Raw genomic sequence first — 12770 nt, 5'->3', positions numbered from 1 at the left:
AGACAAAAGAAAAAATAGATTTTATCGAAAAGTGGTGCTGGAGTTCTTCTCCAGCACCAACTTTGTCTACAGTCTGCTGCCAGCAGAGTATCTGCTGGCAGTTTTTATGTAGCTTACAAGTAATATACATAACCCTCTATCATTTCTGAAATCCCTCTGAATCATTATTGAATGGAAATCCGGACTTATTGAGTTCTCCGCCTCTGGTGTCAATTCCCAGCTAAACATCCATCTTCACTTTTGTAGCAAATAACTTCTTTTTCACCTCTTCCGGAATAAAAGATATTTTTTTACCTTTTTGAACCACTTCTATCGCATGCTCTGTCTTAGAATAAATATTTTCGGTAATAGAATATTCTTTGCCATCAGCACCAAGGACATAGGCATAAAAGCTTTTCGATCCCCTTCCAACATATTTAACCGTTCCTGTAATACGTCTTAAATCCGCATCTATAACGGGTATCCGTGCTTCGCCAGTCTGTATACACAACTCAGTCTTGCTTACCTGGTCATCCACAAGATCCGGATACTCATTTTTGTATTGTCTGATAATCCGATCCGTATTTGTCACAACATCACAGCCGAGCCCGAGATACAATTTTCTATCACCAATAATATAAAATTCCTCTTTTGCCCTCGTAGCCGCAACATTCATTATATTCGCTTCTGTCACTGCCCAGCGTGCGGCACCGCTGCTCTGTTGGTCAGCGCCAAGCACAAAAAATACGATCGGAGCCTCTTTCCCCTGAAACGTATGAACAGTTCCAACATTAGTTGGCTTGCCATGTTCATCGTATCTGGTAAAATGTATTTTCCGTAATTTCTGTGAAAGTTGATATGCCACATTGGAAAACGGCGTAATTACATAAATCACATCTTTTTCTTTTTTATCTAAAATTTTTGAATTCTTCTCTATCATCTCCCTAAGCTTTTGCAAAAGAAATTCCCCCTGCTCCTCGACATATTTATTGTTCGCCGTTCCACCAACATCAAACCACCCTGTTTTTCCATACTCTTTCGTCCCCTGCACCATAAATCCGTCATAGGAAATCATGTTGGAAATGGTAAACATCGGATACTGACATCTTCTATGCACCCATAGCGGAATGCCAACCCATGACTCCTCCGACTTGTCCTGGTTTCGATAAAACCCATACTGACTTGCCGCATCTACTAAGGTCTGTACAGATGCTGATGCAGATAAATATTTTTCCGTCACTCCAAAATACCTGCCCAACATATACAGAGTATTAGAATCCAATGTAAGGACTGGTTTAATCTGCAGCGGATCACCGACCACCATCACATGTCTGCTTCGATAGACCGCCCCGACAGCCGCCTGTGGCAGTGCTTGTCCCGCTTCATCGATAAAAAGATGTCCCAATGTCTCTGCCCCAAGGTTTCTGCACATACGCGAAAAACTGGCAAATGTCGAACTAATTACCGGAATTGTCATATTAATCCAGTTCCATGCTGCTTCAATCACAGGTTTTCGCTCCAAATATTTCTCCTGCTGTCCCCAGACGATAATAGCTGCCTTTATATTTTTTCTGTTCTCATAAAGAAATTGTTTCCGAACACGTAATGCCATAACAAACAATTTTGACTGTGCAACCCTATACGCTTCGTCAAACCATGGGTTGGACAGTTGCAAATCATCATACTCCTGATTCATATTCAGTGGTTGTGTCTTACTATTGTTTCTAATATCTTCATATTTGCAGACTCTTTTTTTCAAATTTGAAATTTTACCTGCTTCTATCATCTTCCAGCTGTTAAAATTCTGCTGAAGTTTCTCCTGTTTTTCTGTACTTTGTCTCAGTTCCATCTGATGCAAAAGAATATTATTATTAATTTCTTTCTCCTGTTTGCTGCATTCTGTATCTTCATCACTCAATTTTACGAGCTGTGACGTAATCTCATTTAATCTACTCCTATATTCCTCTTTCTTTTTCTTTCCTGCGAAAAAGCCAGGACGCTGCTCCTTGTGCATCTGAAGACACTTGTCCATACTGGTCATGTTTTTTTGGACAATTTCTGCCCTGTTTTGTACCTCCCTCAAACTGATCTTTAACTGTTCCAGCCTATGCCCGCATTCCCGTTCGGTTTCTGCAAGCTTATGAATTTCTGTACACAGTTGATTCTCTTTCTCCCCTAATTCTTTTTGATAGCTGCCACAAGCTTGTTCCAGCTTTTGAATACATTCCTGATATACTCGAATACTGTCTGCAAATGCCTGCCTTCTCGTCTGAATCACTTTTACTTCTTCATAATGCTTCAGAAATTCTTTATATATATCTTGATCCGGCAAATACTCTTCTTCCAGGTATTTGTGAATGTGCTTCATATTCGTGAGGATATTGGTCATATTATCCGTTTTTCCACCTTCAAGTGAAAATACTCCCCAAAACTTTTCTTCTCCCGGAACAGATTCTTTTACCAGTTCCTCTCTTTTCTTCCCGTTCTCATCTTCCAGCCACTCTACCCACACATTCGCATTCGATATCTCACGAAAGTAATCCGCCTCTTTGAGTTCCTCAATCAAAGAATTGTCAATTTCCTTACTCAATGGAAGTTCATTCACAATATTTTGAACCGCACCATTATTCGAGCTTGCAACCACGATATTATTTTCGGTAATATATTCTGGAATTTCACCAATCGATGCATAATTAAAGTAAATCGTTTTCTCTGACCCCTTGATAAAATGATCTGAAAGTTTCACAATATCATACGCCTGCTGCACGACTATCTGCGCAAATATATCTTTCAAAAGTGTCGTTTTTCCAGTTCCAGGCGGACCATTGACACTTCGTATCTGATTGTTATCAAAACCCACCGATAAATTTACCGCAACTTGTTGCATGAGAGAAAGCGCATAAATCGTATTTCCTGGAAATCTTCCCAGAGGATAATTCTTCGGCTGCAAAATCTGTTCAAACATATGCGGATTAAAACTCACTGAATCCTTTTTGCTGTCAAGGTTCTTGCGCCCTTCTTTATTTCCATACAAATAGGCATTCAGGTTGGCTGTTTTAATTTTCTTTGCTTTTTCCAGATCGTCGATAAAAAAAGAATGTAGATTTGTCGCCTCTGTCTCTATATTTCCCAAAATCTGCATACGGCAGTTTGTCACATCAATCCCATATCTCAAGAGCTCTTTTTGTATTGCAGCATTAAACTTTGCCGGATTCCTGACTGTCTCATCAAAATCCTGTAAAAACTGATTTTTAAGATTTTCCTCAAATTCCCGAAATTCTTCGGCATGGGGAATTTTTTTGAAATACCGTATGTAAGCACTTTCTGTAAAGAATGTCATATCCGCCAGAAAATTAAGATTTCTGTCAAAATACAATGCAAAACTAAACTTATCTCCAAGACGAATGTCTTCATCCGTCGGTTTCAATCTGTACTGTGCACGAAGTATGTCTACAACTTCCCGAAATTTAAAGACATCAAAATAGACAACGACTCCTCCTTTTTGTCGCTGATTCCATTTCTTTTTTTCAATCTCATGCAGAAACAAAGAATAGAAATCCTGCCCTTGCAGATCATTCAGAGTGAGAATAGCTCTATCCTTGAGACTGATATCTCCCTCCGATAAATGTTCCACCATTATCCATGCTTCTAAAATCTTATATTTTTCTATCATTTGTTAATAAAACTCCTTCGTATCTGTCCGAATTTTCTACCTGTCTTTCAATGCATTTTCACATTTCCTCAAATCTAATCAAAACTAACAACAGGACTCAAAGAATATAAACATACCATCTCCACATGGCTTGAGAGGGTAGTTTTGATAGCAATGTTGGAGCCTTGGTCCTTATTATTGCGGGTAATAAGTCCACAAAAACCACTGAATTTGCATGAACAAGTCCAAGCCAAATCCCCTGAAAATGCTTGTATTTCAGTAAATAGGTCAAGGGCGATTTATGGCTTTTTCACGGTCATGGACGTTCTCCCGTTGGTAATCGTTCAACGGCATTTAGAAAACGGAGGTCTGTCCATTAGGCAACGGTTTTTATTTCCCTAAATATCTTGGCATATTAGAATTGTACGCTTTTATGATTGGATGCCTGATAAAGGTTTTTAAGTTTTATCAATCCATCTATACTTCTCATTCTGATACTGATTGATGATTTCATCTTTTTCATCATAATGGCACCTTATTAAATTAGGGCGAATATAATCTCTTGCGGCAAGAGTTATATCCTTGGGGGCATCGTTATCTGTCAGTGCCATCATCGCAAGGACATATCCTACATACAGCCCATCTAAATATCCTTCTTGATGAAAATTAGAAATCAGAAGATTATCCGTCAAGCCATTATAGCCTTTTGGCACGAGATCTTCCTCAAAAAGATGTTCAGACCATAACGCTGCTATTCTCTGTTCTGTCTCTGGACTATTGCGTAGTTGTTCAATTGTTTCTGGAATGTCTTTTGCTTTACCTTCGAGATAATCAAAAACAGTATCTATAGCTATTTTTATCAATCCCTTAGTCCTACTGTTTACATCAGCTTTAGCTTCATCAAGCACTCCATCACCAAAATGTATATTATTATCCATAGGTGGTCCTCCTTAAATTTTTCAAATCCTATAAGTTGAAATTTAATCATCCATCTTTGCTTGGCACTCACTGCATTCTCTGTCGTGAATGGAAATAATACCGCCGCATTTTGAACAAGTATATTTTTCTTTCTGTTGCTCCATAAACGCTTCTAACCCATGTTTCCGGACAAACTCACTATTTTCCATAAGGCTTGCTTGATATCCCTTGTTATAACTTTTTTCAAGATTCTTTATCAGCTTGCATGGATAGTCGGAACACTCGAAGCAATATAATAATCCTTTGCCTTTAATACAGACTTTTATCTTGCATTTACGACAATGTTCCGGCTTGCCTTTGTTACTGTTCAAGCACCCTGCACAGGGCCTTTTATGATAACAATGTTTATAGCAGACCTTGCAATTCATTCCACAAGGGGCGAACATGATCGTATCCATATTTTCTGCTGGCATTTTCATAAACGATTATCTCCCTTGCAAGTTTCAGTTCTTCGATGAACCGGAATAAATTTATCACAAACGACAAAGCATAATATATTCTTCCTCGTTTTCATCTACAATTTCAAATCCTGTTTTTAGATACATTTTTACAGCATAGTTTGCTTTCTGTACGGCAAGTGACGCTTGTTTATACCCTCTGACTTTCAGAATATGGAGCATTTCCTGTATCAAAGCAGTACCTATTCCAAATCCCCTATAATTTTTATATAAGGAAATGGCAAAGGACGGAGTGTTGTTGTCTATATGTCCATAATCATTCATAATGCGTACCCAAACAGCACCGACAGCCTTTTTATCAACTTCCGCAACCAAACCTATATCGTCCTTTCTCTTACCAAAATCGGATATGTATACCTGCAGTTCCGGCTGATTGATAATTGATTTGGGCGGTGCTGGCACTCCCTCCGGCACAAAAATAGCTTCGTACAAAAAATCTTGAAGCAAGCTATCTTCTCCCTCTAATATTGTTCTGATTTTGTAGTCCATAACCGCCTCCTGCAATTCCAACTTGTCTATTCCTACTGCATTTCAATTCAAAATTTTGTATATCTCAATCATCTTCCAATAAAGAGCCTTACCGTTTCTTTCAGTTGATCACTGAATTCTTCGAGATATTCAAAACAATTTGCGCCTTCATTCATAAGCGAAATAATATTATAAATCAGGTTCGACCTGCTCATTTCTGCTCTAACGCCAGTTTTCTTCTTATCTTTTTTTATCCGCTCCTCCAAACTCCAAAACTTATCGGACGGATTTTCTTCTCCACTTAGTAATTCTATGTATTCCTTATTGAGCCTGTCCATATAGGCCTCCTGCCAATCCGCTATTTTACTTCTGAAAAGTTTCCAATCTTTTTCAGTAAATCCTCTTTCCTGCAAAATATCAGTCCTCCCAGTTTCTTTATCATATTCACATTACAAAACACCTTTTCCAACCTGTCGGAAATTCCGGCAGGTTGATTCTTGGACAATTTCACAGTTATTGCAAAATTTTTAATAACTGAACTTTACCCCTAATCAGATTCATTTTTTGCTTGTTCTTCCAACTCCAGCAAAAATTTATCATAATCAGACATGAACAATCTGTCCTGCACAATACGATACTTTTCAAATTCAGTTTCTGCATAAAGTTTCGCCTGCTCCGCACTGATTTTACCTGCATCTGTCAGTATCTCATTACCGTTAAATTCCAAGAAACCATCCAAACGTTTCGCCCAATCCTCCATGCTCATAGGAATCTGCCGTTCAGCCTGCAGTTCCGCATAATCAAGGTACAAGGATACAATTCTTTCCATGTAGGACATTTCTTTATCACTCAGATAGTTCTTTGCTATCGACACATCCGACTTGACAATTTTCCCTTCTGGAGCAGCTTCCCAAGTAGTCAGTCCCATATGTTCTTTCTCTGCATCAGCGCGCTCCACAATTAACTCTGCTGCTGTATGCCTATGAACTGCCCAGTGCATCTTATTCTGCACTGTTTGGAAGAAACGTCTGGTAGTCTTTGCATCTTTATCATAGTCAAAGGCTGTAGCATACAGGTCAGTGATTTTTTGATAGAATTTACGCTCTGAAAGTCGAATCTCACGGATATTCTGTAACTGGCGCTCAAAGTATTCATCCGTGAACATATGCCCCTTCTTCAAACGTTCCTTATCCATTGTCCAGCCTTGAATCGTATAATCCTTTACGATTTGCCCAGACCATTTACGAAAGCGGACGGCTCGGTCATTATTGACCTTGAAGCCAACTGCAATAATCATCTGAAGATTGTAGTGTTTTGTACTATACTGTTTTCCATCGGCGGCAGTTATAAAGTATTTCTTTACAACTGCATTTTCAACCAACTCACCGTCATCCAATATTTTTTTAATATGCTGTCCGATATTCTGCACTGACACATCATACAGCTGTGCCATCATCCTCTGTGTCAGCCATATATTCTCGTCCTCATACCGCATTTCCATGCTGTCTGCACTGTCACCGACAGCAGCAACATAGGTCAGATATTCAGCCGCTGAACTATGTATCGTTATTTCATCTTTTTTCTTTGGCATGGTGACCCTCCAATCCATAATCTTTTCTTATATCAGTAAACACCTTTTTAGCAGAAACCGTCCTGCCTGCCAACATATCCTGGTATCCTTTTTCAATTTCCGCATCTATTTCATCCACGCTTAGTTTGCTGATATCTGTAAGATACTTAATCGTTATTCTTTCATTATCCATATAAATCATCTCCGCTTAGGTATGAAGTTTTTACGATGAGTGGCTGTTTCAAATTTTGCAACAACCACTTTTGCAACATATGTAATCACCAGTCATATCCTAATCTTCTCGCTTCACATAGGTCAATTCAATATCGTACCCCAATGCTTCCAGCATCTGTACAAAAGTCTTGTTCACAACACCATCCTGCTTTTTAATAATACGGTTAACATACGGACTTGTCGTTTTAATCTTCTCCGCAAGCTGTGCCTGTGTCATGCCGCTTTCTATACATTTTACCTTTACGTCTACTTCTATATTGTTTTTTATCATACCATTCTCCTCTGTCTGCATTACTTTTATCAAATTACACAAATCAGATAATTTATTATACCATGCTTCTTTGACTTTTTCAATGCATTCCAAAAAAATAAGCACTCCGCTTTCCCGCAGAGTGCCTACTGTTTCAGTTCTGTTCGATTATCCCTTAATTTCTATTTGAATCCCCGACTTAAACAAGAAATCCAAATGGTCATCATACACTGATTATTTTAAAACTTGAGAGCCACCTGAAATCAGGCAAGATTTTAATGCTTGAGAGCCATCTATAAACACAATATATAGTTTTGTTAAAAATATCTCGAATTGATGTAGAGGCATTCTATTTTTCAATACAAGTAGTTATTAGGAAGTATCTAGAATACAATAGAAGAATTATAAAAGCAGTTCTAAAATTATTTATAACATTCTATCTTTAGGTGGTGTTTCTTATCAGAATACCATTCCTTCTTGAAGAAAGAGAGCAGAAGCAGTGATGATTCAACCCGCCCTCTTTCTGTTACTGATCAAATCGTTTTTGAATGATTTGATTCGAGTTAAAAAACTGTTTCAAATCAAAAGAAGTAGCTTTTCACTTATATTTAACCTAGGTCATAGAAAGTATGAAGAACCGCAATCGCTTCCGCGGCAGCAAGATCAGAAGTCCCTTCTACAGTAATCTCTGTTTGAAAATCAGCCGTGTTATGAAGTTAATGATTCCATAAGTTTTCTGGCTTTCTTTGAGTCGTACAGCTTTCTGAGGTTATTATCTGAGGTCGGTATGGAATAAGAATTATGTATGATCCTGTCCATAATAGAGTCTGCCTGGGTTCCTCCACCTAATCGTTCATGCCAGTCGCATACGTCATATTGTCCGACAAAAATAGTTGGATTGTTTCCACAACGTTGTTCTACCAACTCATATATGAATTTTGACTCCTTCTCATTGATTTTGTAATTTAACCATTCATCTATAATCAGTACTTTATAGTTTCCCAACTTCTTCCTGTATCGCACTTGTTCCCGAAGGTTATCTTTGTGGGTTTGAAAATGTCCCAGCATATCCGGCATTCTTACATAACATGTACGAAGCGTTTGTTTACATGCCTCTACTCCCAGGACACATGCAAGATATGTTTTCCCTGCACCTGTTGATCCCGTTATGATAAGATTTGTTGCAGCTCCTACAAATCCCATGGTGGCAAGGTTTGTGATCTTCTCTTTGCTGATATCCCGTGCGTCGCAATCCAAAGTTTCAAGGCTTGCGTTCGGGTACTTTAAGTCAGCATTTTTTGTCAGTCTGGCAATCAGTCTGTTCTGCCGTTCTGTTATCAAAGCCAAGAGTAGATGTTCCAGCCTCTCATTATAAGTCAAGTCAACAAAAGAGACTTCTTTTTCCTGAGCCTCAATTACAGCAACTAAATCACTAAGTTCTAATATTGATAATTGTTTTTTGATCTCCGTGTTCATAAATTTTTACCATCCTTTTTGTAATAATCCGCACCTCTTACGATTCCCTGCTCCTGATCTTTTGTGCTTTTCTTTATACATTCCTTTCTTCTGCTTGTTACAATTTTTTTCACATAGGGCATAAGTGTGTTATATGTGATCAGATAAAAGTCTTTAAGTGCCAGATCGCAAGCGGCTTCAAGAACATCTTTATCATACACACTTGCGATATCCAATACGGATCTTGCATCTAACAGAGCCTGTTCTTTTACTTTTGCATTATCATAAAGTCTTCCTATCACAGTTTTTGTACGGTCACCAATTCCTCCAGCTTTATTGAGCGTTGATTCCATTGTATCCGGAGTGTATATTGGATATGGAAGATGTGATGCCTCTGTTCTTTTCGCATTTCGTATGCCTGTGGGAAGATGTTTATGCTCAGCGATTAGTTTGTGTGATGCATATATAGCGACATAGGAATTGTTATACTGCACATCAACATATTTATTTATGTAACTACTTGGAACAGAGTATTGTCCTTTGTGGAACCATATGTGAGAATTCGGTCCTACCTTGTGATTATAAGACCACTCACATATTTCGAATGGAAGTATGGGCAGAGCTCTTAGATATGGTTTTTCTTCTAGTTCATATATGGTTTTTCTACTGCCGTTTCTCTTTTGGAAAGGCTTGGCATTTAGTTTATCAAGTACTTTTCTGATTTCTGAATTCAGTCCTTCTATGGAATGGAATGTTTCATTTCTAAGCATACCGATGATTTTCCTTGCGATTTTTCCCACGGTGCCTTCCACGCTTGCCTTTTGCTTTGGTTTCTTTACCTGTGCCGGCATAATTGCGACCTGATAGTGTTCTGCAAAGGATAAATAAGAATCATTTAACACAACCTCTCCATGTTTAGGATGCGAGATTACACCTGTTTTTAGATTGTCGCATACTATTCTTACAGGCGTTCCACCAAAAAATTCAAGCATATGGACATTACATGACAGCCAATCTGACTGGTTCATGGAAGTGGCAGCTTCTACATAGGTATATTGGCTGTAGGGAAAGGTTGCAACAAAAAGATATGCGGTGCGCTGCTCCTTCCTGTCAGGGTCCATATAACTCATAGTAGGACCTGACCAGTCTACCTCCAAAGTTACACCCGGTTTGTGCTCAATATGGCTGGTATAGTTTTTATCAGCTATAAAACGTTTGTAGCCATTTGTAAATGTGGCATAACAACAATGAGGAATTCCTTGCATTTTACATTTCTCACAATATTCCTCCCATAACAGCATTTCTGTAACCCCGACCTTTTTCAATTCTCTATGGACATACGAATAGTCTACTGGAGCGAATCTATTTCTTGGTCTGAAGGTATGGGGATAAAAAAGCTGATAAATCTCGTCATCGTTCATCAGACATATTTCATCCCAGTCTTTATCACATTTGTCATAAGATTCTTTTACAAATGCAACAGAATTGCGAGAGACATTTAAAGTTTTAGAAATCTCTCTGGCACTTAGATCCTTGTGGAGAAGTTCCAGGATCTGTCTTACTTTTGTTTTCTTAAACATAGAAAACCTCCTTTAAAATGTATTTGAAAAGTATAAGTACTTTTCATAAACACATCTTAAAAGAGGTATCTTATCTTACACAATATATTTGTACTACTATATATAGTGGTGGCTCTTAAGCTTTAGAATACACTGAATTGGGGTGCTCTCAAGCTTTAAATTGACGGCTCTCAAGCTTTAAAATAATCAGTTCGTTCTCGTGTTGATAGTTGCTGACTGATTTTCTAACAGAAAAAGCTGCCCATCTGGACAGCCTTTAATAGTTCTTTTCTCGGATAGTTACTGGCAGTATCTAGGGGGAGAGGTGTGGAGAGGGGGAAAGAGAAAAAAATTTGCTATCCCTCAAAGGGCAGACTTCTCCCCAAGTGTGCGGTTATCTTTCCTGCCCCCGCTGCCTTTGCAGGTGTCGGTTATAAAACTCCAACGCCTTTACGACAAAATCCGTTTCCTGCCCTCTGGGGATGGATTTCGGTATGAGCTTGGTTATCCGCTCGTCCTTAAAGGCAGACTTCTCTTTCTGGTTTGGCTTATCCTCCTGCATGATGGACTGGATAACCTCGTCCGTGAGTTTTCCCTCCTGCATAAACTTTTTCATCTTGATAGCCTGTGCAAGTGAGGGGGTGGCATCGTTGTAACCCATCGCTTCAAGCAGGGTATATTGCTGTTCCTCAGAAAGATAGGAAATCTCTACCGCAGGACGAAAAGCAATCTGGCGTTCATCTACCATTTGCAGGATTTCGGGTACAAGCTCAGTCAAACGAATATACCTCTGGATTTGATTACGACTTTCCCCGACCTTTTCAGCAAGTTCCGCATCACTCCGTAAATGTGTCCCCAATGGGGACGAATTATTTTTCGGGGGTCTGCCCGCCTGTCTTTTCATAGCTTCAAGCCGCATCTTATACGCAAAGGCTTTCTCACTCGGCAAGATAACAGAGCGTTGGAGATTGCTCTCAACCATGACAATAATCGCTTCATCATGGGTCAGTTCCTTAACCTCACATTTTAGTGTTTCAAGCCCTGCAAGTTCACAAGCCTTTTTCCGCCTGTGACCGCTGATAAGCTCATACCGCCCATCCTCTTTCTGCCGAACCGTCGCAGGGGTCATTACACCGCTCCGACTGACACTTTCCACAAGCTGTTCCATATCCTCATTCATTAAAACCTTGAATGGGTGGTCTGGGAACTCGTCAATCTCTACAATGGGTATTTCCCTTATCTTGCTTAGATTCGCTTCTGCACGGCTCTCGTCCGTTTCAAAGAGGTCATCGTATGCAGTCAGCTCGATTTCTGTTCTTTTGCTTCTCGCCAATCTCTGCAACCTCCTTTCCAAACTGCTCATAAGCTGCGGCTACCTTGCCGCCTTTGTCGTAGGCAAAAATGCTCTTGCCCTCTGCGGTGGCTTCCACGGCACGGATAGAATGGGGTATCTGGGCTTCAAAAACTTTAATCCTCTGCCCGTAGGCACTCTTTACCGTAGCGGTAATCTCCTTAGAGATATTTGTGCGTGGCATTACCATCGTCATTAAGATACCGTCAATCCGCAGGTGGGGATTGATTTGCCGTTTGACCTTAGACACGGAGCGAAGCAACAGCTCTAAGCCCTTTGCAGAAAGATAATGGGGCTGTGTCGGGATAACCACGCTGTCAGCAGCCGCAAGAGCGTTGATTGTCAGCATACCCAAGCTCGGCATACAGTCAATAAGGACAGTATCATAATTCTTTTTTACCTCATTGATGCAAGTTTTCAGCACGCTTTCACGGCTTATGGCGTTAATCAGCCTTACTTCCAAGCCCGACAGTTCAATGTTGGACGGGAGAAGGTCAACGCCCTCATTATGGTGCAGGATGCTTCTGGAAACATCGGCGGGTTTATCGTCAATAATGTCCTGCATAATGGCAGAGAGCGTATTGGGTAAATCGTCTGGTCGGCTGTAACCGAGCGACATGGTTAAATTTGCCTGTGCATCGGCATCAATAAGCAAAACTTTCCTGCCCTGCTGTGCCAGAGTTACTCCCAGATTGACCGCCGTGGTGGTCTTTCCGACATTATGTGAAGCTTCACATAAAACGGGTTATGAAAAGCTATATATTATGCAAAGCTAGAGATAGAAATCTTTATAAATAAAGGATTCTTTGGTTGATT

The 12770-nt window shown here is 39.7% G+C and carries 11 protein-coding genes and 1 pseudogene; all 12 read right to left on the bottom strand.

The window, feature by feature from the left end; all coding sequences use genetic code 11:
* Nucleotides 1-220: 220 nt before the first annotated feature.
* Nucleotides 221-3652, bottom strand: coding sequence for a DEAD/DEAH box helicase (locus NFS18_RS18010; protein ID WP_251392767.1), 3432 nt, complete (start codon nucleotides 3650-3652; stop codon nucleotides 221-223).
* 437 nt (nucleotides 3653-4089) lie between these two features.
* A complete protein-coding gene (locus NFS18_RS18005; RefSeq protein WP_251392765.1) occupies nucleotides 4090-4569 on the bottom strand; it encodes a hypothetical protein in 480 nt (159 codons plus the stop codon).
* Between the two features lie 42 nt (nucleotides 4570-4611).
* Entirely contained in the window at nucleotides 4612-5028 is a 417-nt protein-coding gene (locus NFS18_RS18000) for a DUF3795 domain-containing protein (RefSeq protein ID WP_251392763.1), read from the bottom strand.
* A gap of 54 nt (nucleotides 5029-5082) precedes the next feature.
* A complete protein-coding gene (locus tag NFS18_RS17995) occupies nucleotides 5083-5556 on the bottom strand; it encodes a GNAT family N-acetyltransferase (protein ID WP_251392761.1) in 474 nt (157 codons plus the stop codon).
* Nucleotides 5557-5624: 68 nt separating this feature from the next.
* Nucleotides 5625-5948: a multidrug transporter gene (locus NFS18_RS17990; RefSeq protein ID WP_251392759.1), complete on the bottom strand. Its 324-nt coding sequence runs from the start codon at nucleotides 5946-5948 to the stop codon at nucleotides 5625-5627.
* Nucleotides 5949-6082: 134 nt separating this feature from the next.
* Nucleotides 6083-7126, bottom strand: a complete 1044-nt coding sequence (locus NFS18_RS17985) for a virulence RhuM family protein (RefSeq protein ID WP_251392757.1) — start codon at nucleotides 7124-7126, stop codon at nucleotides 6083-6085.
* Nucleotides 7107-7298, bottom strand: coding sequence for a hypothetical protein (locus NFS18_RS17980; RefSeq protein ID WP_251392771.1), 192 nt, complete (start codon nucleotides 7296-7298; stop codon nucleotides 7107-7109). Before NFS18_RS17980 ends, NFS18_RS17985 begins: the two co-directional genes overlap by 20 nt.
* 99 nt (nucleotides 7299-7397) lie before the next feature.
* Nucleotides 7398-7703, bottom strand: a complete 306-nt coding sequence (locus NFS18_RS17975; protein ID WP_331477762.1) for a helix-turn-helix transcriptional regulator — start codon at nucleotides 7701-7703, stop codon at nucleotides 7398-7400.
* A gap of 594 nt (nucleotides 7704-8297) precedes the next feature.
* The gene (locus NFS18_RS17970; RefSeq protein ID WP_251392752.1) at nucleotides 8298-9065 is read right to left on the bottom strand and encodes an ATP-binding protein; all 768 of its coding nucleotides are present in this window, start codon (nucleotides 9063-9065) and stop codon (nucleotides 8298-8300) included.
* Entirely contained in the window at nucleotides 9062-10624 is a 1563-nt protein-coding gene (istA, locus tag NFS18_RS17965; RefSeq protein WP_251392750.1) for an IS21 family transposase, read from the bottom strand. The genes NFS18_RS17970 and istA overlap by 4 nt, the downstream gene beginning before the upstream one ends.
* Before the next feature lie 373 nt (nucleotides 10625-10997).
* Complete coding sequence (locus NFS18_RS17960) at nucleotides 10998-11936, bottom strand: ParB/RepB/Spo0J family partition protein (protein WP_251392748.1); 939 nt, start codon at nucleotides 11934-11936, stop codon at nucleotides 10998-11000.
* A pseudogene (locus NFS18_RS17955) lies at nucleotides 11890-12672 on the bottom strand (ParA family protein); the annotation flags it as partial. The gene NFS18_RS17960 and the pseudogene NFS18_RS17955, both read right to left, overlap by 47 nt.
* Nucleotides 12673-12770: the final 98 nt, after the last annotated feature.

The organism is Mediterraneibacter agrestimuris (assembly GCF_943193195.1).
In the GTDB taxonomy this organism is placed as follows: Bacteria; Bacillota; Clostridia; order Lachnospirales; family Lachnospiraceae; genus Schaedlerella; species Schaedlerella agrestimuris.
The sequence above is the reverse complement of the archived record's forward strand: the minus strand, read 5'-3'. Positions and strand labels throughout refer to the sequence as shown.

Excerpts from the sequence above, each read along its gene's own strand:
- NFS18_RS18000 (WP_251392763.1), bottom strand. The coding sequence starts at position 5,028 with ATGAAAATGCCAGCAGAAAATATGGATACGATCATGTTCGCCCCTTGT.
- istA (WP_251392750.1), bottom strand. The coding sequence starts at position 10,624 with ATGTTTAAGAAAACAAAAGTAAGACAGATCCTGGAACTTCTCCACAAG.
- NFS18_RS17970 (WP_251392752.1), bottom strand. The coding sequence starts at position 9,065 with ATGAACACGGAGATCAAAAAACAATTATCAATATTAGAACTTAGTGAT.
- NFS18_RS18010 (WP_251392767.1), bottom strand. The coding sequence starts at position 3,652 with ATGATAGAAAAATATAAGATTTTAGAAGCATGGATAATGGTGGAACAT.
- NFS18_RS17985 (WP_251392757.1), bottom strand. The coding sequence starts at position 7,126 with ATGCCAAAGAAAAAAGATGAAATAACGATACATAGTTCAGCGGCTGAA.
- NFS18_RS18005 (WP_251392765.1), bottom strand. The coding sequence starts at position 4,569 with ATGGATAATAATATACATTTTGGTGATGGAGTGCTTGATGAAGCTAAA.
- NFS18_RS17995 (WP_251392761.1), bottom strand. The coding sequence starts at position 5,556 with ATGGACTACAAAATCAGAACAATATTAGAGGGAGAAGATAGCTTGCTT.
- NFS18_RS17980 (WP_251392771.1), bottom strand. The coding sequence starts at position 7,298 with ATGGATAATGAAAGAATAACGATTAAGTATCTTACAGATATCAGCAAA.